The organism is Limnohabitans sp. (assembly GCF_046052825.1).
In the GTDB taxonomy this organism is placed as follows: domain Bacteria; phylum Pseudomonadota; class Gammaproteobacteria; order Burkholderiales; family Burkholderiaceae_C; genus Limnohabitans.
Genome location: NZ_JAVLFP010000026.1, coordinates 94214 through 114716 on the forward strand (window position 1 = coordinate 94214; position 20503 = coordinate 114716).

Annotated in this window: 16 protein-coding genes and 1 pseudogene; 11 read left to right on the top strand and 6 right to left on the bottom strand. The window is 60.0% G+C overall.

Features of this window, described 5'->3' with window-relative positions; all coding sequences use genetic code 11:
- Positions 1-17 precede the first annotated feature (17 nt).
- From ACKWJN_RS03525 to ahpF, 4 genes are all read left to right on the top strand, one after another.
- Positions 18-1637 (top strand): ABC transporter permease, encoded by a 1620-nt coding sequence (locus ACKWJN_RS03525; RefSeq protein WP_408594560.1) that lies wholly within the window; start codon positions 18-20, stop codon positions 1635-1637.
- A 118-nt stretch (positions 1638-1755) separates the two neighbouring features.
- Positions 1756-2802, top strand: a complete 1047-nt coding sequence (locus tag ACKWJN_RS03530; RefSeq protein WP_408594562.1) for an extracellular solute-binding protein — start codon at positions 1756-1758, stop codon at positions 2800-2802.
- 143 nt (positions 2803-2945) lie between these two features.
- On the top strand, positions 2946-3509 hold the full coding sequence (ahpC, locus tag ACKWJN_RS03535) for an alkyl hydroperoxide reductase subunit C (RefSeq protein ID WP_408594564.1): 564 nt from the start codon (positions 2946-2948) through the stop codon (positions 3507-3509).
- A 146-nt stretch (positions 3510-3655) separates the two neighbouring features.
- The gene (ahpF, locus tag ACKWJN_RS03540; protein WP_408594566.1) at positions 3656-5245 is read left to right on the top strand and encodes an alkyl hydroperoxide reductase subunit F; all 1590 of its coding nucleotides are present in this window, start codon (positions 3656-3658) and stop codon (positions 5243-5245) included.
- Here ahpF and ACKWJN_RS03545 read toward each other — a convergent pair whose 3' ends face one another.
- From ACKWJN_RS03545 to ACKWJN_RS03555, 3 genes are read right to left on the bottom strand one after another with little or no spacing between them, the layout of a single operon-like run.
- Positions 5246-5464, bottom strand: a complete 219-nt coding sequence (locus tag ACKWJN_RS03545) for a hypothetical protein (RefSeq protein ID WP_408594568.1) — start codon at positions 5462-5464, stop codon at positions 5246-5248.
- 52 nt (positions 5465-5516) lie between these two features.
- Positions 5517-6311 (bottom strand): biotin--[acetyl-CoA-carboxylase] ligase, encoded by a 795-nt coding sequence (locus ACKWJN_RS03550; RefSeq protein WP_408594570.1) that lies wholly within the window; start codon positions 6309-6311, stop codon positions 5517-5519.
- Positions 6312-6314: 3 nt separating this feature from the next.
- A complete protein-coding gene (locus tag ACKWJN_RS03555) occupies positions 6315-6845 on the bottom strand; it encodes an SET domain-containing protein (RefSeq protein WP_408594572.1) in 531 nt (176 codons plus the stop codon).
- Positions 6846-6961: 116 nt separating this feature from the next.
- Here ACKWJN_RS03555 and ACKWJN_RS03560 point away from each other — a divergent pair, with 116 nt between their 5' ends.
- From ACKWJN_RS03560 to ACKWJN_RS03575, 4 genes are read left to right on the top strand one after another with little or no spacing between them, the layout of a single operon-like run.
- Entirely contained in the window at positions 6962-9904 is a 2943-nt protein-coding gene (locus tag ACKWJN_RS03560) for a DNA topoisomerase III (protein WP_408594574.1), read from the top strand.
- Positions 9905-9930: 26 nt separating this feature from the next.
- Positions 9931-11109 carry a homoserine O-acetyltransferase gene (locus ACKWJN_RS03565; RefSeq protein WP_408594576.1) on the top strand — a complete coding sequence of 393 codons (1179 nt, stop codon included), beginning with the start codon at positions 9931-9933 and terminating at the stop codon, positions 11107-11109.
- On the top strand, positions 11106-11699 hold the full coding sequence (gene metW, locus ACKWJN_RS03570; protein ID WP_408594578.1) for a methionine biosynthesis protein MetW: 594 nt from the start codon (positions 11106-11108) through the stop codon (positions 11697-11699). The genes ACKWJN_RS03565 and metW overlap by 4 nt, the downstream gene beginning before the upstream one ends.
- 58 nt (positions 11700-11757) lie before the next feature.
- The gene (locus tag ACKWJN_RS03575) at positions 11758-13227 is read left to right on the top strand and encodes a M20 family metallopeptidase (protein WP_408594580.1); all 1470 of its coding nucleotides are present in this window, start codon (positions 11758-11760) and stop codon (positions 13225-13227) included.
- Here ACKWJN_RS03575 and ACKWJN_RS03580 read toward each other — a convergent pair.
- Both ACKWJN_RS03580 and ACKWJN_RS03585 read right to left on the bottom strand, forming a co-directional pair.
- Positions 13214-13966 (bottom strand): 16S rRNA (uracil(1498)-N(3))-methyltransferase, encoded by a 753-nt coding sequence (locus ACKWJN_RS03580; protein ID WP_408594582.1) that lies wholly within the window; start codon positions 13964-13966, stop codon positions 13214-13216. The genes ACKWJN_RS03575 and ACKWJN_RS03580 overlap by 14 nt on opposite strands.
- Before the next feature lie 2 nt (positions 13967-13968).
- Positions 13969-15102, bottom strand: a complete 1134-nt coding sequence (locus tag ACKWJN_RS03585; protein WP_408594584.1) for an aminoglycoside phosphotransferase family protein — start codon at positions 15100-15102, stop codon at positions 13969-13971.
- 91 nt (positions 15103-15193) lie between these two features.
- Between ACKWJN_RS03585 and ACKWJN_RS03590 the strand changes: the two genes are divergently transcribed.
- The 3 genes from ACKWJN_RS03590 to rsmA are packed head-to-tail and all read left to right on the top strand — an operon-like array spanning position 15194 to position 19716.
- Entirely contained in the window at positions 15194-17650 is a 2457-nt protein-coding gene (locus tag ACKWJN_RS03590) for an LPS-assembly protein LptD (RefSeq protein WP_408594585.1), read from the top strand.
- 20 nt (positions 17651-17670) lie between these two features.
- Positions 17671-18945, top strand: a complete 1275-nt coding sequence (locus ACKWJN_RS03595; RefSeq protein WP_408594587.1) for a peptidylprolyl isomerase — start codon at positions 17671-17673, stop codon at positions 18943-18945.
- 12 nt (positions 18946-18957) lie between these two features.
- Positions 18958-19716, top strand: a complete 759-nt coding sequence (gene rsmA / locus ACKWJN_RS03600; protein ID WP_408594589.1) for a 16S rRNA (adenine(1518)-N(6)/adenine(1519)-N(6))-dimethyltransferase RsmA — start codon at positions 18958-18960, stop codon at positions 19714-19716.
- A gap of 256 nt (positions 19717-19972) precedes the next feature.
- Here the strand turns inward: rsmA and ACKWJN_RS03605 are convergent.
- Positions 19973-20368, bottom strand: a pseudogene (locus ACKWJN_RS03605) (barstar family protein); the annotation flags it as partial.
- Positions 20369-20503: the final 135 nt, after the last annotated feature.

The following is a 20503-nucleotide window of genomic DNA, read 5'->3' on the forward strand; positions in this document are numbered from 1 at the left end:
CTTCCCTACAATGCCGCATGCCGTTTCGTGCCCAGCTTCTTGTTCGCGTGTTCACTCTGTCGGTGGCCGTGTTGCTGGCTTGGCCGGTGCTCACCGTGCTGTCGTCTTGGCTGCAGTTCACCCCGGAGTCGTCATCCATCTTGGCCGAAATGGCCCGCACCGTGTTGCCCGATTACCTGGGCACCACCTTGTGGCTGTGTGCCTTGGTGAGCTTGGGTGTCATCAGCATGGGCACGGTGTCTGCCGCAGCCGTCACGCTGTTTGACTTTCCGGGTCGTCGCACCTTGGAGTGGGCACTGCTCTTGCCATTGGCCATGCCCGCTTATGTGGTGGCCTACGCCTACACCGATTTTTTGCAGTTCAGCGGCCCACTGCAAACCTGGATGCGCAGCAACTGGCACCTGGAAGGTCGCGTGTTACCGGACGTGCGCAGCGTGTGGGGCGCCGCTTGCGTGTTCACTTTGGCGCTGTACCCCTATGTCTATCTGCTGGCACGCACCGCGCTGGCTGAACGGGCCAACCACTTGATGGAAGCGGCCCGCTTATTGGGTGCCTCCATGCCCAGACGCATCTTGCGTGTGGCCTTGCCGCTGGCACGCCCCGCCATTGCCGCAGGCACCGCGCTGGCCTTGATGGAAACACTGGCTGACTTTGGCGTGTCGAGTTACTTTGGCATCCAAACCTTCACCGCTGGCATTTACAAAGCTTGGTTGGTGATGGACAGCCGCACAGCCGCCGCGCAACTGGCCACCCTGTTGCTCGTCGTCGTCGTGGGGCTGCTGGCCTTGGAGCAACGTGCGCAGTCGCGTTTGCGATTTGCCAGCACACGCGCAGACCGCGTGAGCGCAGAGTCTCACCCATCGCGGCTGAGCGGCTGGGCCGCCGTTGCGGCGCTGGTGCTGTGCGCGCTGCCCGTGCTGTTTGGGTTTGTGCTTCCGGTGGCTTTTATGTTGCGTGCCTTGGTCTTGGGCACCGAGTGGGCCGATCTGCCTTGGGCGCGCTTTGGTCAATGGGCGCTGACCAGCCTGTCGCTGGGCTTGACCACCGCGGTGTTGGCCGTCGGCATCGCCGTGCTGCTGGCCTCATACGCTCGCTTGCAACCCAGCCGGATGTCACGCCTGGTGATGCGTTGGGTAGGGTTGGGTTATGCCGTGCCGGGCGCTGTGATTGTGGTGGGCTTGCTGTTGCCTGTGGGCTGGCTGCAAGCCGCCTGGCCCAACTCTGGCATTGGCTTTTGGTTGACCGCCACCGTGCTGGGCTTGGTTTGGGCTTACTTGGTGCGCTTTGTGGCTGTGGCTTTGCAGTCGGTGCAAAGCGGCTACAGCCGCCTGTCCCCCAGCCTTGACGACAGCGCACGCATGCTGGGTGTCTCTGGCTTGCGTCTGGTCGCACGGGTGCATGGGCCCCTGCTGCGCAAACCGGCGGCGGCGGCGGCCTTGTTGGTGCTGGTCGACGTGATGAAAGAACTCCCCGCCACCTTGGTGCTGCGACCCTTCAACACCGACACCTTGGCCGTCATGGCTTACCAATTGGCCCGTGACGAACGCCTGGGCGAAGCGGCCTTGCCCGCGCTGGCCCTGGTGCTTGTGGGTTTGCTGCCTGTGATTTTGCTCAGTCGCACCCTGCGTCGCCAATGAAACACCTTCTGGCACGGGGTCAGCTGGCGGCCAGCGAAAACTGAAACCCACGTCTATTTGAGAACGATTCGCATTTGTTGTAAGCTTCTTGCCAGTTTCAAATTTTGGAGTCCTTCTCATGCGCCGCTTCCTGAACGCTTTGTCCCTGGCCAGTTTGAGTTTGCTTGGCAGCTCATTGCATGCACAAACGCAAGTGCTCAACCTCTATTCAGCGCGTCACTACCCAACGGATGAGGCCTTGTATGCCGACTTCACCCAAGCCACGGGCATCAAAATCAACCGCGTTGATTCTGACGATGCGGGCATCGTGACCCGCCTCAAAGCCGAAGGCAGTGCATCGCCTGCCGATGTGATTTTGCTGGTCGATGCCGCCCGCCTGTGGAAGGGTGAGGTGGACGGCCTGTTCTTGCCCATCCGCTCCAAAGTGCTGGAAACCGCCGTTCCCAAGCAACTGCACGCCAAGCCCACCGATGAAGGCGGCATTGCCTGGTTTGGTTTGTCCACGCGCGCGCGCGTAGTGGTGTACGACAAGATCAAAGTCAACAAACAAGACGTCGACACCTACGAAAAACTCGCCGATCCGGTGAACAAGGGCCGCTTTTGCGTGCGCTCCGGCTCACACCCCTACAACCTGAGCTTGTTTGGCGCCATGACCGAGCACTTGGGGCCGGTTCAAACCGAGACATGGCTCAAAGGTTTGGTCAACAACATGGCGCGTGCCCCACAAGGTGGCGACACCGACCAAATCAAAGCGGTGGCCAGCGGCGAGTGTGGTGTGGCCTTGACCAACACGTATTACCTGGCGCGCTTGATGCGCTCTGGCAACCCGGCCGACAAAGCCGTCGCCGAGCGCGTGGGCGTGGTGTTTCCCAACCAGCAAAGCTGGGGCACCCACGTCAACGTGGCGGGCGGCGCTGTGGCCCGCCATTCAAAGAACACCCCCAACGCGGTGAAGTTTTTGGAGTACCTGGTCAGCCCCGCTGCACAAAACCATTTCGCCAACGGCAACAACGAGTGGCCGGTGGTCAAAGGCTTGAAGCTCGACAACCCCGCCCTCAATGGCATGACCGGGGGCAGCTTCAAAAGTGAACTGGTGCCCATCAGTGCGGTGGGTATGAACCAAGTCAAGGTGCAACAAATGTTGGACCGCGTGGGTTTCAAGTGACGGCCCAAGTGGATTCGCTTTGAGGCAATCTCAATCGACCTCATTGAGACAAACAATCATCTGTTGAATCATTCTTGGCTACCATTGCCATCAATGAGTTCTGCTCATTCGATAGTTTTTAGCAACCAACCAAAGGAATCCACATGTCCCTGATCAATACCCAAGTTCAACCCTTCAAAGCCAACGCCTTCCACAACGGCAAATTCATCGAAGTCACCGAAGCCAGCCTCAAGGGCAAATGGTCTGTGTTGATTTTCATGCCAGCAGCGTTCACCTTCAACTGCCCCACCGAAATTGAAGACGCCGCCGACAACTACGCCGAGTTCCAAAAAGCAGGCACCGAGGTGTACATCGTCACCACCGACACCCACTTCTCGCACAAAGTGTGGCACGAGACATCGCCTGCCGTGGGCAAATCCAAGTTCCCACTGGTGGGTGACCCCACCCACCAACTGACACGCGCTTTCGGCGTGCACATCGAAGAAGAAGGTTTGGCCTTGCGCGGCACTTTCGTGATCAACCCCGATGGCGTGATCAAGACGATGGAAGTTCACTCCAACGAAATCGCCCGTGACGTGAAAGAGACCGTGCGCAAACTCAAAGCCGCTCAATTCACGGCCGCCAACCCTGGCCAAGTCTGCCCAGCCAAGTGGAACGAAGGCGCCAAGACCCTGACGCCTTCTTTGGACCTGGTCGGCAAGATCTAAGCAGTCACGCTGCTTGTTGGGGTGCGCACTCGGGGTGACCCAGGGCTGCGCCCCATCTCACAGCGCCATTGCTTCATGCGGCCCGTTCTGGGCTGGACCACTCCCTCATTTTTTAGCTAGGCGCTCAGACGCCGAAAGGACACCCCATGCTCGACACACAGATGCAAACCCAATTGCAAGCCTATTTGCAAAACCTGCGTACCCCCATCCGCTTGATCGCATCCCTCGATGACAGCGCCAAAAGTGCGGAGTTGCGCGAGTTGTTGCTGCAAATCGCCGGTCTGTCCGACAAGGTGAGTTTTGATGCGTCGGGCACCGACGCGCGCAGGCCTTCGTTCGTGATTGCCAAAGAAGGTGAAACACGTGGCGTGCGTTTTGCCGCCATCCCGTTGGGCCATGAGTTCACTTCGTTGGTGCTGGCTTTGTTGTGGACCGGCGGTCACCCGCCCAAGGTAGAGCCGCAAGTGATTGAACAGATCCAAGCGCTCGACGCCGAGATGAACTTTGAGGTGTACATGTCCTTGTCCTGCCACAACTGCCCAGACGTGGTGCAAGCCGCGGCATTGATGGCCATCTACAACCCCAAAATTCACACCACCGTGATCGACGGCGGCATGTACCAAGCGGAAGTCGACACACGACAAGTCATGGCGGTGCCCATGGTGTTCATGAACGACGCTTTGTTCGGTTCGGGTCGCATGACCCTGGAAGAAATCGTGGGCAAACTCGACAGCAATTCCGATGCACGTGAAGCGGTCAAGCTCAACGAGAAAGCCCCATTTGATGTGCTGATCGTGGGCGGAGGCCCTGCCGGGGCGGCCGCTGCGGTGTATGCGGCACGCAAAGGCATCCGTGTGGGTGTGGCCGCCGAACGCTTTGGCGGTCAGGTCAACGACACCATGGCGATTGAAAACTACATCTCGGTGTTGGAAACCGACGGTCCCAAAATGGCCGCCGCCATGGAAGCCCAAGTGCGCCACTACGAAGTGGACATCATGAACTTGCAGCGTGCCGACAAAGTGGTACCTGCCGCCACACCTGGCGGCTTGACACAGGTGCACATGGCCAATGGCGGCGTGCTGTCGGCGCGCACCGTGATCTTGTCCACCGGCGCGCGCTGGCGCAATGTCAACGTGCCCGGCGAAGAGCAGTACAAAAACAAAGGAGTGGCCTACTGCCCGCATTGCGACGGCCCCTTGTTCAAAGGCAAGCGGGTGGCGGTGATTGGCGGGGGCAACTCGGGCGTAGAGGCTGCCATCGATTTGGCGGGTTTGGTCGCGCATGTGAGCTTGGTGGAATTCGCCGACGCGCTGAAAGCCGATGCGGTGCTGGTCAACAAGCTCAAGAGCCTGCCCAATGTGAGCATCCACGTCAACGCGCAAACCACTGAGATCACCGGTGACGGCCAAAAAGTCAACGGCTTGACCTACAAAGACCGCGCCGACGAAACGTTGCACCACATCGAACTCGCTGGCGTGTTTGTGCAAATTGGCTTGGTACCCAACACCGAGTTCTTGAAAGGCACGGTTGCGTTGAGCAAGTTCGGGGAGATCGTGGTGGACGCCAAAGGCCATACCAACCTGCCGGGCGTGTTTGCCGCGGGCGACGTGACCACCGTGCCTTACAAACAAATTGTGATTGCCGCAGGTGAAGGCGCCAAAGCCGCTTTGAGCGCTTTCGATTACCTGATTCGCCAACCCGTGGCCGTCAGCACGCCAGCCGCTGCGCTGGCCTGATCACTGCGAAGCAACCGCTGAAGCAGGTGCGGCCGCCGCACCTGCCACACGCAGCTGCAAAGCCTCAGGCGCGACTTGGTCATCCAAACGCGCGGGCTCGTGGTGCGACCTCGGGTCTAGGCCTAGAAATCCAAAATACCCTCCCGACCCCAGTGCAAACAGCAGGTTGACCAGCACCAACACGAGGGCCACATTGCGCCAAACGGATGAGGAGTTCATAGGGTGGTGTACCTTCAGGTGAGTGGATGACAAATGGGCGCTGTTGCAGGCCTCACTGAGGCCGCACGCTCACCTCTGCACTGGTGATGCGTTCGATGCCCTGCGCGGTTTCGACCCGCAGCGCACCGTCGAGGTCTACGCCACGCGCGATCCCCGCACGCCCGTCACTCAAGCTGACCGTCTGGTTGTGCAGGGCATCGCGGGCGTTGAACAGCGCTTGCAAGGGCGCAAACCCGTCGCGTTCAAACGCCAACACGCTTTTCAACAAGGGCAAGGCCACTTGCGTCAAGGTGCTGGGGGCCGTGGCCTGTGGTGACAACTGTTGCCAGCCCAAAGGTGCGGTGGACAGCCCGGACGCTTGAGGGGGCGCGATGTTGATGCCCACGCCCACGACGCAGTAGCGGGCTTGATCTGCGGCGGCACCTGCCGTCAGGGCAGTTTCTATCAGCACACCCGCCAGCTTGCCCCAAGCGCTGGGCGTACCGGGCTGGGCCACCCACAGATCATTGGGCCACTTCAGACGCACACCCAGCGCACCCTTGGGGTCAAGACTTTGCGCCAAAGACAAACCCACCGCCAGCGACAAGCCCGACCAGTCGCGAGGCATCAGGGTCAGGCCCAAAGAAAAGGTAAGCGCATCACCGGTCTGGCCATGCCAAGGGCGCCCCAAGCGACCCCGCCCCGCCGTTTGTGCTTCGGCCACCAACAGCACGGGATCGTTCTGGCCAGCACGCGCACGGCGCATCAGCTCGGTGTTGGTGGAATCGATCTGGGGCAGCACCTCCACCGTCAGGCCAGGTTGCCAAGCCACCAGGGCTTGCCACAGGTCTTCAGCGGGCCAGATCATGGGTCAGTGCTTTTTATCGGCCCGCTTGGCTTTTTTCTGGGCACGCCGTTCGCGCTTGTTGGGCTGGCTGGAGGCCAACAAGGTGCCACGGCACTTTTTGGCGCCACACCAGCAGGGGTACTCGGCCTTGAGTTTGTCGGTCAGGGGCGCGTCAATCACCAAGCCGTAGTCGTAGTTGAGCTCTTCCCCCGCCGCTATATTCCGCAAGGCCTTGATGAACACGCGACCCTCCACCTCGTCAGGTTCGCAATTGGGTTTGCACGAGTGGTTGATCCAACGCGAGGAGTTGCCGCCGTACAAGGCGTCAATCACGTGCTTGTCGTCCAGGTGAAAGTAGAAGGTGTGGTTGGGGTCCTTGGGGTCATGCGGGTGGCGACGCAGCGCTTCTTTCCACGTGATGATCTCGCCCACATACTCGATGATGGTTTCGCCTTCGGCGATGTCGGCCAGGGCAAACACCCCTTTGCCATGCACGCCGGAACGTCGGGTTTGAATGCGTCGGCCAGTGATCGGAGCGGGGGTATTTTTGGACACGGTCAAAACTCTGTTAACTTAAATACGTACGCACACATGTGCGCACAGGCGCGTGTGCGTGCGCGCACGCGCGAGAAGCGCAAATTGTAGTGTTGAGTTTTCTAAGGAACTTTGAAATGAGCAAAACCCTCGTGATCGCCGAAAAACCTTCGGTCGCGCAAGACATCGTGCGCGCACTCACGCCTGTGGCGGGGAAGTTCGAAAAGCACGACGATCACTTTGAAAGCGAGACCTATGTGGTGTCGAGCGCTGTGGGCCACTTGGTCGAAATCCAAGCGCCCGAAGAATTTGACGTCAAGCGCGGCAAATGGAGCTTTGCCCACCTGCCTGTCATTCCACCCTACTTTGATTTAAAGCCTGTCGAGAAAACCAAAAGCCGCTTGAACGCGGTGGTCAAGTTGGCCAAACGCAAAGACGTGACCGCCTTGATCAACGCCTGTGACGCGGGCCGTGAAGGCGAATTGATCTTTCGCTTGATCGAGCAATACGCCGGTGGCAAAAAGCCGTTGGACAAACCCGTCAAGCGCTTGTGGTTGCAGTCGATGACGCCACAAGCCATCCGCGATGGGTTCGAGTCGCTGCGCTCTGAAAAACAAATGCAAGGCTTAGCCGATGCTGCGCGCAGCCGCTCCGAGGCCGACTGGCTGGTCGGCATCAATGGCACCCGCGCCTTGACGGCTTTCAACTCTCGCGAGGGCGGCTTCTTCTTGACCACCGTCGGGCGCGTGCAAACACCCACGCTGAGCGTGGTGGTGGAACGTGAAGAACAAATCCGCAAGTTCGTCAGCCGCGACTACTGGGAAATTCACGGCAACTTCCAAGTGGCCGCCGGCAGCTATCCGGCCAAGTGGTTCAACCCCGAACACAAAAAAGACGCCGACGACGCCGAGAAAAAGCACGACCGCGTGTGGAGCGAGGCCGAAGCTTTGGCCATTGCCAACGCGGTGCGCAACCAAACCGCCAGCGTCACCGAAGAAAGCAAGCCCACCACCAAGGCCAGCCCAGGCTTGTTTGACTTGACCTCGCTGCAACGCGAGGCCAACGGACGCTTTGGCTTTTCGGCCAAAACCACGCTGGCGCTGGCACAAAGCCTGTACGAACGCCACAAGGCCTTGACCTACCCGCGTACCGATTCGCGCCACTTGCCCGAAGACTATGTGCCGGTGGTGAAACAAACCTTTGAGATGCTGGCCGACAGCGGCATGAAGCACCTGGAGCCACACGCCTTGGTGGCCTTGAACAACAACTACGTGCGCAAAATGCCGCGCGTGTTTGACAACAAAAAGGTCAGCGACCACTTTGCCATCATCCCCACCTTGCAAGCCCCCAGCGGTTTGTCAGAGGCCGAACAAAAGCTGTACGACATGGTGGTGCGCCGCTTCATGGCGGTCTTCTTCCCCAGCGCCGAGTACATGGTGACCACGCGCATCAGCACGGTCAACGCGGCGGGCAAGGCGCACCACTTCCGCACCGAAGGCAAGGTCTTGGTCAACGCCGGTTGGATGGCGGTGTACGGCAAAGACGCCGCACAAGAAGCCTCGGACAACGAAGAAGACGGCAAAACTCTGGTGGCCTTGGCCGCTGGTGAGTCGGCCAAAAACGAGCAAGCAGACGCCAAAGGCCTGAAGACACGCCCACCCGCACGCTACAGCGAAGCCACCTTGTTGGGCGCGATGGAGGGCGCTGGCAAGCTGGTGGAAGACGACGAATTCCGCGAAGCCATGCAAGAAAAAGGCTTGGGCACGCCAGCCACCCGCGCGGCCATCATCGAAGGCTTGATCAACGAGAAATACCTCATCCGGGATGGCCGGGAAATGATCCCAACCGCCAAGGCCTTCCAGCTGTTCACGCTGCTGCGTGGTTTGGGCGTGGAAGAGCTCTCCAAGCCTGAACTCACCGGCGGATGGGAGCACAAGCTTGCACAAATGGAGCATGGCGAATTGAGCCGCGAAGCGTTCATGCGCGAGATTGCGGCCATGACCAAGCACATCGTCAAAAAGGCCAAAGAGTTTGACCGCGACACCATCCCGGGCGACTACGCCACCTTGCACACCCCCTGCCCCAAGTGCGGCGGTGTGGTGAAAGAAAACTACCGCCGCTACGGCTGCGTGGGCAAAGACGGCGCATCGGAAGGCTGTGGTTTTTCGATCAGCAAAATCCCTGGCGGGCGCACTTTTGAGGCGGCCGAAGCCGAACAGTTCATCCGCGACAAAAAGATTGGCCCACTGGACGGTTTCCGCTCCAAAGCGGGCTGGCCCTTCACCGCCGAGATTGCCCTGAAGTACAGCGAAGAAGACCAAAACTGGAAACTCGAGTTCGACTTTGGCGACGACAAAAACGCCGAGTCCGGTGAAATTGTGGAGTTTGGTGACAGCGAGTCGCTGGGCAATTGCCACAAATGCGGCAGCCCCGTCTATGAACACGGCAGCAACTATGTGTGCAGCAAGTCGGTGCCGACCCATGCGCAAGCCACGCCCAGCTGCGACTTCAAGAGCGGCAAGATCATCTTGCAGCAACCGGTGGCACGCGACCAAATGACCAAGCTGCTGGCTGAGGGCAAAACCGACTTGCTCGACAAGTTTGTGTCGATGCGCACGCGCCGCGCCTTCAAGGCCTTTTTGCAATGGGACCCCGAAGCCGGCAAAGTCAACTTTGCCTTCGAGCCCCGCACCAGCAAATACCCGGCGCGTGGCGGTAAAACGCCCACCACCAACGCCTTGATCAAAGCCGCAGGCAAGAAAGCGCCCGCCAAAACAACCAAAGGGGCCAAAGCAGCCAAGGCCGATAAAGTGGCCAAGCCCAAAGCCCCTCGCAAGGTGACGGCAGGCTTCTTGCCGAGCACAGCGTTGGCCGCCGTGATCGGCACCGATGCCGTGGCACGCACGGAAGTGATCAAGAAGTTGTGGGACTACATCAAGGCCAACGGCATGCAAGACGCCACCAACAAACGCGCCATCAACGCCGACGCCAAACTCAAGGCGGTGTTTGGCAAAGACCAGGTCACCATGTTTGAGCTGGCAGGCATCGTGGGCAAACACCTGCGTCCCGTGGGCGAATAAGGGTTGAGTCAACGAGTCTGAACGCCATGTCCACCAAGCCCCACGCCCCCCTGATTGCCAAGCCGCAAAGCATGCACTTTGCCGCACCACTGAGCCTGCAAAGCGGCGCCAGCTTGCGCGACTACACGCTGGCCTATGAAACCTATGGCACGCTCAACGCCGACAAGTCGAATGCGGTGCTGGTCTGTCACGCCCTGAATGCCTCACACCATGTGGCCGGTGTGTATGAGAACCAAGCCCACAGCGAAGGCTGGTGGGACAACATGATGGGTCCCGGCAAGCCGGTGGACACCGACCATTTTTTTGTGATCGGCGTCAACAACTTAGGCTCTTGCTTTGGCTCAACAGGCCCCATGCACACCCACCCCGACACAGGCCAGGTGTACGGCGCCGACTTTCCGGTGGTGACGGTAGAAGACTGGGTCAACGCCCAAGCGCTCCTGCTGGACGCCTTGGGCATCACCCAACTGGCTGCGGTGATGGGTGGCAGCCTGGGTGGCATGCAAGCGCTGAGCTGGACACTGCAACACCCCGAGCGGGTGCGCCACGCCGTGGTGGTGGCCAGTGCCCCCAATTTGACGGCGGAGAACATCGCCTTCAACGAGGTGGCACGACGCGCCATCGTGACCGACCCCGACTTCCATGGCGGGCACTTTTACCAACATGGCGTGGTGCCCAAACGGGGCTTGCGCATCGCACGCATGGTGGGACACATCACTTACCTGAGCGACGATGTGATGAACGAAAAGTTTGGCCGCGAGCTGCGCAACGCCGTGGCGGGCAGCGCCACCGGCTACCGCTACTCGACGCAAGACGTGGAGTTTCAAATTGAAAGCTACCTGCGCTACCAAGGCGATAAGTTCAGCGAGTACTTTGACGCCAACACTTACTTGCTGATCACGCGTGCGCTCGACTACTTTGACCCCGCGCGCAGCTACGGTGGTGATTTGTCGGCCGCCTTTGCCCGCACCGCCGCCAAGTTTTTGTTGGTGAGTTTCACCACCGACTGGCGCTTCTCGCCCGCACGCAGCCGCGAGATGGTGCGCGCCTTGCTCGACAACCAGCGCGATGTGAGCTACGCGGAGATTGACGCGCCCCATGGCCACGATGCGTTTTTGCTGGACGACGCGCGCTACATGGACGTGGTGCGCTCCTACTTTGACCGCATCGCCCAAGAAACGTTGCCCGCTGGAGGTGCCGCATGACGCAAGACACCCAACTGCGCACCTTGCAAGCGATTGCTGCGTTGGTGCCCCATGGCAGCCGGGTGCTCGACTTGGGCTGCGGCGACGGCGCTTTGCTCGCGCATTTGCAGCAACACCGCGGATGCACCGGCTACGGCGTGGAGCTCAACGACACCAACGTGCACGCCTGCGTGCAACGTGGCGTGAATGTGTTGCAACTCAACCTCGACCAAGGCCTGAGCTTGTTTGGCGACCAGTCGTTCGATGTGGTGCTGCAAATCGACACCTTGCAACACCTGCGCAACGCCGAAACCATGCTGCGCGAAACCGCGCGTGTGGGTCGCCTAGGTATCGTGGCCTTCCCCAACTTCGGCCACTGGCCCAACCGCTTGAGCGTGTTGCAGGGCCGCATGCCCGTGACCAAGCGCCTGCCTTACCAGTGGTACGACACACCCAACATCCGCGTCGGCACATTCGCCGACTTTGAGGTGCTGGCGACCCAAAACGGCTTGCACCTGCTGGACGCCTTTGGCCTGCAAGACGGCGCGCGCGTGTCGGTGTGGCCCAACTTGCGGGCCGGCACGGCGGTGTTCAAGTTTCAGCGGGGTTGACGCGCCGCGTTCCCCGCACCTGTTTGTTGATGCGTGTTGCCACGCGAGGAGTGTTTGTATGAATGCCCGAATCCCCAACGCCGCGCTGGATGGCGCGCAAGTCTTGGCGTCCGTCACCCAAGCGTGGGACCGCGACATCGTGTCCCAGCTCAGCGAGTACATCGCCATCCCCGCCAAGTCGCCGGCGTTTGATGCCGACTGGGCTCAACACGGTCACCTGGAGACCGTGGTGCAACGTGCCGCCGACTGGGTGCTGGCTCAACAGGTGGCGGGCCTGACGCTGGAGATCGTGCGCTTGCCGGGCCGCACCCCCGTGCTGTTTTTTGAAGTGGCGGCCACACGCGCCAGCGACAGCCAAAGCGAAACCGTGCTGATGTACGGCCACTTGGACAAGCAACCCGAGTTCAGCGGCTGGCGCTCCGACCTGGGCCCTTGGACCCCTAAGTACGAAGACGGCAAGTTGTATGGCCGCGGCGGTGCCGACGACGGCTATGCGGTGTACGCCAGCATTGCTGCCATCCAGGCGATCAAAGCGCAAGGTGCCAGCCATCCGCGCATCCTGGGGCTGATAGAAACCTGCGAAGAAAGCGGCTCGGCAGACTTGTTGCCCTATGTGGATGCACTGCGCACGCGGATGGGCAACGTCGGTCTGGTGATGTGCCTCGACAGTGGCGCGGGCAACTATGACCAGCTGTGGCTCACCACCAGCTTGCGCGGCATGGCCAGCGGGGTGTTGAAGGTGGAGGTGCTGAGCGAAGGCGTGCACTCGGGCGATGCGTCGGGCGTGGTGCCGTCGAGTTTTCGCATCATGCGGCAGGTGCTGGACCGGCTGGAAGACAGCGCCACCGGTCGTTTGCTGCCCGCCAGCTTTCATGTCGAAGTGCCACCCGAGCGTTTGGCCCAAGCACGCGCCACAGCGGCGCTGCTGGGGGAAGATCTGTACCAACGCTTTCCCTGGGCCCACCACGACTGTGGCGGTGCCACCCTGGTCACCCTGCCCATGACGCAAGACCCGCTGCAAGCGCTGTTGCAACGCACCTGGGTGCCCACGCTGAGCGTGACCGGGGCCGAGGGCCTACCCGCCTTCAAAGACGCGGGCAATGTGCTGCGCCCGTCCACCGCCTTCAAGCTCAGCCTGCGCTTGCCCCCGCTGGTGGATGCCGCCCAGGCGGTGCAAGAACTCAAAGCCCTGCTGGAAGACAACGCGCCCTACCAAGCGCGCGTGACCTTCCACGCCGAAGGCTCAGCCAATGGTTGGAATGCGCCTGACACCGCGCCGTGGTTTGACAGCGCCTTGAACGCTGCCAGCCAAGCGCACTTCGGCGCACCCTGTGGCTACATCGGGCAAGGCGGCACGATCCCGCTGATGAACATGCTGAGTCGCGGTTTTCCCAACGCGCAAATGATGGTTTGCGGCGTGCTGGGCCCCAAGAGCAACGCCCACGGGCCGAATGAGTTTTTGCATGTGCCCTACGCCAAGAAGCTCACCGCCGCGGTGGCACAGGTGATAGCAGCTATGCCAGCGTGAGCCGCGCCAACGCGCCCAAGGCCGCCGTCTCGGCGCGCAACACGCGCGCGCCCAAACTCAAAGCCACAAAGCCCTGAGCACGGGCCGCCGCATCTTCGGCGTCACTCAAACCGCCTTCAGGGCCATTGAGCAACACCCAGGTGAGGCTGGCGTCTGCGCTGTGGGGTTGCGCCAGCATGGCCGCCAAAGGCTGGCTGCTGGGGTGCAAGGACAAGACCGCTTGCACCACCGAAGCGCCTTGCACCGAGGGGGTTTGGGCCAGACGTGCCAACCAGCCGTCCAGGCGCTCGGGTGCGTCGATCTGAGGCAAGCGGTTGCGCCCGCATTGCTCACAAGCGCTGGCCGCCACCGCTTGCCAGTGTGCGAGTTTTTTGTCGGCACGCTCACCCGTCAAACGCACCACGCTGCGCTCGGTCATCACCGGGGTGATGCGAGCCACGCCCAGCTCGGTGGCTTTTTCCACCAACCAGTCCATGCGTTCGTTGGCGGGCATGCCCACCACCAGGTGGACACGGCGTGTGGCTTCGCGCTCAACGGGGTGGTGCTCACCCACGCGCACACGCACATCACTGCGGCCCATGTGCTCCACCTCAGCGGCGTATTCACCGCCCTCCCCATTGAACAGGGTCAGCGCATGTCCTGGCTGCATGCGCAGCACTTGCACATGGCGAGCCGCTGTCGCGGGTAAATCGAGGGTGGTGCCGCTGGCCAGCGGCATGGGGCAGTGAAACCGCGCCATGCTCAAGCCGCCCCGCCAGAGCGGGGGCTGAGCTTGGGATAAGCCAAACTGATCTCGGGCTCGGTGCCTTCCACCTTGTCGATCAAACGCAGCAACGGCGTGAGCTCGCTGTAGCGGCTGGCCGTGGATCGGATGTAGCCGATGAAACGTGGCGCATCGGCCAGGTATTTGGGTTTGCCATCGCGCAAGGTCAGGCGGGCAAAGATGCCTGCCACCTTGAGGTGACGCTGCAAGCCCATCCACTCCACCGCACGCCAGAACTCGCCGAAGTCTTGCGACCAGCCGTCATGGTCCAGCAACCCCAGCTTGCGCGCGCGCTCCCAATAGCGGATGGTGACGTCGAGCACAAAGTCTTCGTCCCAGCTCAAGAACGCGTCGCGCATGAGGCTGGCGATGTCGTAACTCACGGGGCCATAGACGGCGTCTTGGAAGTCCAGCACGCCCAAACGTGGCTCTGAAGGGTCGCGGGGCATCATCAAATTGCGCGGCATGAAGTCGCGATGCACGTACACAGCGGGTGCCGCCAGGTTGCGCTGCACGATGGTTTGAAAGGTGCGCGCCAGCATGTCGCGCTGAGCAGTGTCGAGCGGCACGCTGCGGTGTTGGACCAAATACCAATCGGGAAACAACGACAACTCGCGTGTCAGCAAGGCCTCGTCGTACGCCGGCAAGACACCTGGACGGCTGGCTTGCTGCCAAGCCAACAAGGCGTCGATGGCGCGCATGTACAGCCCATGGTTGGCTTGTGGTTGGGTGGGGTCGATGACCTCCATCATGGTTTGTGCGCCCAAGTCGTCGAGCAACATGAAGCCTTGCGGTTCGTCCCAGGCCAGGATGCGCGGCACCAAGAGATGTGCGTCTTGCATCAAGCGCGCCACATGCACAAAGGGCTGGCAGTTTTCTTTCTCGGGCGGCGCATCCATGATGATGCAAGAGCCTGAGGCGGTGTCGACCCGAAAGTAACGCCGAAAGCTGGCGTCGGCCGAGGCGGCACGCAGCGTCGTGGGCTGCACGCCGTGCACCGCCACTTGGGCGTTGAGCCATTGGGTGAAAGCGGCATGGCGCTCGGGCTGCGACCATTCGATGGTCGCCGAGGTAGAAAGGCCCGAAGGCGCGGGGGTTGGGGGTGTGCTCATGGATAATCCAAATTCTACAAACCCGCTTTGTGCACACGTTCTGGAGATGGTGCTGACAAGGCTTCGCTTTTTGAAAGCTTGTGTCGCGTTGATGTCTTTGCCTGCTTCTGCCCGTTTCTCTCGCCTGCCTGTTGCGTGGGTGCTGGGCTTGCTGGTCGGTTGCATGAGCGAGCCTTGCACCGTCATGGCGCAAGAGGGCAATGCCCCTGTGTTGCGCTTACGGCCCAGCCATACCTTGCAAGAAGCCATCCCCGATGAGGTACGCAAGCTCTCACCCACCTACATTCAAAGCGACCGGTTGAGCGGCCAAACCGATGTGCGAACCGAACTCGAAGGCCATGTGGTCATTCGCCGTGGCAACCTTTTGCTCAAAGCCGACAAAGTGGATTACGACCAGGTGGAGGATTTGGCCAAGGCGCGCGGCAACGTCACCATCAACACCTCAGGCAATGTCTACCAAGGTCCAGCGCTGGACCTTCATCTGGACGCGTTTGAAGGGTTTTTCAGTCAGCCGACTTACCAACTTCTCAAGAACAAAGCTTACGGAAAAGCCGAGCGGATTGACTTTGTGGACAGCGCCCACACGGTGATGCACAAAGCCGACTTCACCACGTGCCAGCGCAAACCAGGCCCCAGTTGGTTGCCCGACTGGCTGTTCAAAGCCGACAAAATCACCCTCGACACCGACCGAAATGTGGGGGTCGCAGAAGGTGCCTCGCTGTACTTCAAAGAAGTTCCCATCCTGCCGGTTCCAAGCATTGACTTTCCTCTCAACGAAGAACGCAAATCCGGTTTTTTGCCTCCCACCCTAGGGGTAGACAACATTGGTGGACTCGAATACACGCAACCCTATTACGTGAATTTGGCGCCCAATCGGGACCTGACATTTTTCCCGACGTACTGGAGCCAACGTGGCCTGCGCGTGGGCACTGAATTTCGCTACCTGGAGAGCCAATCAGCGGCGGCGCCGTTTGGCGGTGAAGCCCGTGTGGATTACATGGAAAAAGACATGCTGCGCGGGGAACGACGCTGGGGTCTGATGTTCAAGCACACCGGCTTGATCGACCCGTCCCTGGCAGGCGGCACGCTCGGATTGAATTTGAATTTCAACCGCGTGAGTGACGACAACTACTGGAAAGATTTTTCCATGGTCAACAACAGCGGCGTGCAACGGTTGTTGTCCAGTGACGCCGGACTGAATTGGACCGATGGCATTTTCAGCACCAGCTTGCGCGCACAAAAATGGCAAACCCTGCAGGACTTGGCCGACACCACCAACCGAATCACGCCACCCTTTGACCGCGTACCGCAGTTCATTGCCCGCATGCAACGCAGCAATGTGGCCGGGTTTGACTTCAGCATTCAAGGCGACTTGACCCGCTTTGAATCCAACCGTGATTACGAGTGTGCCAACAGCAGTCCGTCGAATTACTGCGCGCCCAACGCCAACCGCAGCGTGGCGTCGCTCCAAGTCAGTCGTCCCATGGTCAACGCGCTGGGTTACCTGACACCCAAAGTCCAGGTGAACTCACGCAGTTACCAATTTGACGGCGGGCTGCCCAACAGCCCTTTGTATGACGGCCACATGGGCCAAACCAGCGCCAGCGTGTCGGTGCCCACCTTCAGCTTGGATGCGGGCACGACCCTGGAGCGCGATCACCGCTTGTTTGGCCGCGCTTGGCGCCAAACCCTGGAGCCCCGCGCTTTTTACGTCTACACCCCCTACCGTGATCAAAACTACTTGCCCAATTACGACTCGGGGAGCAACTCTTTCAACTTTGCCAGCGTGTTCACCGAAAACGCATTTGGCGGCTCGGACCGCATCTCGGACAGCAAGTTGTTGACCTTGGGTGCGGTGTCGCGTTTTCTCGATCCGGACACTGGCGCAGAGGGTGCGCGTTTTGGCTTGGCACAGCGGCTTCGCATGCAAGAGCAACGGGTGGTGATTCCGGGCGACGCTTCCGCCAAAGCCGGTATCAGCGACATTTTGGGCGGCGCCACACTCAATTTGAGTCGAAGCTGGGCCCTGGACTCAACCATTCAGTACAACCCCAAAACCGACAATTTCATGCGCCGCATGGTGGGTGGCCGCTACAGTCCGGGCTCCTACCGTGTGATCAATGCCGCCTACCGCTCGCAAAACAATGACGATGGTTCGCCTTCATCGCGCCAAGTTGACATCGGTTGGCAATGGCCTTTGCATGACCTGTGGGGCGGGCAGGACGAAGCCTTGGGTGAGGGCAGAGGCCTGGGTGAAGGTCGCTGGTACAGCGTGGCACGGATGAATTTCAGCCCCCTGGACAACAAGGTGGTCGAATCGATCATTGGCTTCGAATACGATGCAGGTTGTTGGGTCAGCCGCGTGGTGGCCGAGCGTCTACAAGTGACCGACGGCTTGGCACGCCAGCGTTTGCTGTTCCAATTGGAGTTTGTCGGTTTCTCACGTTTGGGCACCAACGCTTTGGGCTCGTTGCGCAGCAATGTGCCACGCTACCAACCCTTGCGCCAAAACTCGATGATGCCCAGCCGTTTTGGCAATTACGATTGATGGTGACCATGTCTTTTTTTATGTCTCTCTCAGCCTTCCGGTTACCGCTGCTATGGATGGCCGTTCTTGGCGTCAGTGCTTCTAGCCTCGCACAACCCACACCCCAGACCCGCGTGACGGGACGCAATTACATCGTGGCGGTGGTGGATGCCGAACCCATCACCAACCACGACGTCAATCTGCGTGTCTCTCAAATTCGCCAGCAGTTGACCCAGCAAGGGCGCAGCGTTGGCCCGGACAGCAGTTTGTTGCGCGAGGCGCTTGAGCGCCTGATCAACGAAAAAGCGCTGCTGCAATTTGCCAAAGAAACAGGCGTGGATGTTGACAATTCGACCGGCGATTTGGCCGCGTCTGCCACCAGCCCTGACACCACGCGTCCGCTGGGGGCGCGCCAAGAGCAGCGCGAGCAATTGACCCTGCAACGCCTGACCGAACGCAACGTGCCCTCGCGCATCAAAATCAGCGATGCGGAGATTGACCAAGTGATTCGTGAACAACAGGGGTCACAGGTCAACACCGCATCTGACATCGAACTGGGCCACATTTTGGTGGCGGTGCCCGAGACAGCCAATGAAGAAGAGGTCAAACGGTTACAAAACAAAGCGCAAGAGATCTGGACACGCCTGCAACAAGGCGCAGATTTCTCTGCCGTTGCGAAAGAAACATCGGATGGGGCGGAACGCGACAAAGGCGGCCTGATGGGTTTGCGCCCCAGCGATCGCTATCCCTCGTTGTTCATGGACGCCACGCAGTCCTTGAAGGTTGGAGGCCTCAGTGCCGTGGTGCGATCGGGCGCGGGTTTTCACATCCTCAAATTGATCAGCAAGCGCAGCAGCCAAACCATGACCGTGACCGAGACACGGGTGCGCCACATCTTGCTGCGCCCCAACAGCCAGCTCAGCCAAAACGCCGCGCGTGCGAAATTGGCGGAAGACCGCCGCGCGATCGAAGCAGGTAAAGCAGACTTTGCCCAATTGGCGCAAGAACAATCTCAAGACACCAGCAGCACCAGCGGAGGTGACTTAGGTTGGGTAGGACCTGGCATGTTTGTGCCGGAGTTTGAGCAGGTGATGAACAAATTGACCATCGGCCAGATGTCTGACCCCACTGTCTCGCGCTTCGGGGTCCACTTGATTCAAGTCTTGGCGCGCCGAGAAGCGGCCATCAGCGAGCGCGAAGTGCGCGACATGGTGCGCAACAGTTTGCGTGAGAAAAAGTTCGATGAAGCCTACCAACTCTGGGTGCAAGAGGTGCGTGGGCGCGCTTATGTGGAATACCGTGACGCCCCTCAATAAGCTGGAGCTGCATTGAAACACATTGCCCGCAAGCGCTTTGGCCAGCACTTTCTCACGGATGGCGCCATCATCGATGGCATCGTCGATGCCATTGCACCACTTGCAGGTGAACCGATGGTCGAAATTGGGCCTGGCCTGGCCGCGCTCACACAACCGTTGGTCGAGCGCTTAGGACACTTGAACGTCATTGAACTGGACCGCGATTTGGCCGTTCGCCTGCGTGCTCATGGCCACTTGAACGTGATCGAGTCGGATGTGTTGCGGGTGGACTTCACCGCGCTGGCGCAGGACTTGAAGGTGCCGCGCTTGCGGGTGGTGGGGAATTTGCCCTACAACATCTCGTCCCCCATCTTGTTTCACCTGTTGGACCATGTCGCCGTGATTCAAGATCAGCACTTCATGCTGCAAAAAGAGGTGATTGACCGCATGGTTGCCAAGCCCTCCACCAGCGACTACGGGCGCTTGAGCGTGATGCTGCAGTGGCGTTATGACATGGAGAACGTGTTGTTCGTGCCGCCGCAGTCGTTCGAGCCGCCGCCTCGGGTGGACAGTGCCGTGGTTCGGATGGTGCCGTTGGCCACGCCTCCTGCGTTAGACCTGCGTTTGCTCGAAGAAATGGTGCAAGTGGCTTTCAGTCAACGGCGCAAGTTGTTGCGCCACACCCTTGGACGTTGGCTAGAAGCCCGCGGCTTTGCGGGTTCGTTTGACACCCAGCGACGCGCCGAGGAAGTTCCGGTCTCGCAATACGTGGCCCTGGTTCAAAGCCTTTGAAAGCCGAGACACCCGTTCAGCGGGCACAAAAAAGCCTGTCTCAGACAGGCTTTTTGCGGCGACACCCTGTGTGCGGTTTGAATCAGGCGGCCGTCAACCAGTAGCCTGCATTGAACGGGCTGCTCATGCGCAAAGCCATGGGCGAGACGTCAACCAACTTGTCGGTTGGCATTTTTTCGCCTTCATCCATGGCGTCAGCGCCTTCGACGTCGGTCGCTTGGCCGGTCTTGTCGGCCACAGGCGCGCGCGCCACAGAGAACGAGTAAAAGCAGCGGAATGGGACTTTGCGGTCTGCCCAGTAGTCTGAAGCGTCACGGAAGATGTCCAGCAATTGCTCACGGGCTTCTTTGTCAAACTTGGCGTGTGCTGGAATGTGCTCGAGCACCAGAATAAATCCGGGCTGGGGCCCCGATTTGTGCAGTGGATCGGTCATGCCGTCGTACAACGAGTCGAAGTTTTTACTGGCTTGCGCAGGGAAGGTGAATTCTTTGGCGATCAAATCCAGCACATCTTGCTTGCTTTGGGTTTGCGCCAAATTGGCATACAAAAAATGGTGTCCAAGTGCTTGTGCAGCATCTTGCAAGTCTTGCACGCGAAATGCGCGAATCGACTGAACAATGTTGGTTTTCACCGTACGAAGTGGCAGGTCCATCGCCGTCTAATTCCTGGGAAAAGTTGTAAGGAAGAATTCGGGTAAACCCCGAAATTTGATGTGCAAGTGTCGCCGAAAGCCCACAAAAAAGCAAGTGCCCGCCCATCGGGGGCGAGCACAGAAGGGGTATTGGTG

What these genes read in the sequence shown, in the direction of transcription:
- ACKWJN_RS03525 (WP_408594560.1), top strand. Translation starts at nt 18, where the DNA reads ATGCCGTTTCGTGCCCAGCTTCTTGTTCGCGTGTTCACTCTGTCGGTG.
- ACKWJN_RS03530 (WP_408594562.1), top strand. Translation starts at nt 1,756, where the DNA reads ATGCGCCGCTTCCTGAACGCTTTGTCCCTGGCCAGTTTGAGTTTGCTT.
- ahpC (WP_408594564.1), top strand. Translation starts at nt 2,946, where the DNA reads ATGTCCCTGATCAATACCCAAGTTCAACCCTTCAAAGCCAACGCCTTC.
- ahpF (WP_408594566.1), top strand. Translation starts at nt 3,656, where the DNA reads ATGCTCGACACACAGATGCAAACCCAATTGCAAGCCTATTTGCAAAAC.
- ACKWJN_RS03545 (WP_408594568.1), bottom strand. Translation starts at nt 5,464, where the DNA reads ATGAACTCCTCATCCGTTTGGCGCAATGTGGCCCTCGTGTTGGTGCTG.
- ACKWJN_RS03550 (WP_408594570.1), bottom strand. Translation starts at nt 6,311, where the DNA reads ATGATCTGGCCCGCTGAAGACCTGTGGCAAGCCCTGGTGGCTTGGCAA.
- ACKWJN_RS03560 (WP_408594574.1), top strand. Translation starts at nt 6,962, where the DNA reads ATGAGCAAAACCCTCGTGATCGCCGAAAAACCTTCGGTCGCGCAAGAC.
- ACKWJN_RS03565 (WP_408594576.1), top strand. Translation starts at nt 9,931, where the DNA reads ATGTCCACCAAGCCCCACGCCCCCCTGATTGCCAAGCCGCAAAGCATG.
- metW (WP_408594578.1), top strand. Translation starts at nt 11,106, where the DNA reads ATGACGCAAGACACCCAACTGCGCACCTTGCAAGCGATTGCTGCGTTG.
- ACKWJN_RS03575 (WP_408594580.1), top strand. Translation starts at nt 11,758, where the DNA reads ATGAATGCCCGAATCCCCAACGCCGCGCTGGATGGCGCGCAAGTCTTG.
- ACKWJN_RS03580 (WP_408594582.1), bottom strand. Translation starts at nt 13,966, where the DNA reads ATGGCGCGGTTTCACTGCCCCATGCCGCTGGCCAGCGGCACCACCCTC.
- ACKWJN_RS03585 (WP_408594584.1), bottom strand. Translation starts at nt 15,102, where the DNA reads ATGAGCACACCCCCAACCCCCGCGCCTTCGGGCCTTTCTACCTCGGCG.
- ACKWJN_RS03590 (WP_408594585.1), top strand. Translation starts at nt 15,194, where the DNA reads ATGTCTTTGCCTGCTTCTGCCCGTTTCTCTCGCCTGCCTGTTGCGTGG.
- ACKWJN_RS03595 (WP_408594587.1), top strand. Translation starts at nt 17,671, where the DNA reads ATGTCTCTCTCAGCCTTCCGGTTACCGCTGCTATGGATGGCCGTTCTT.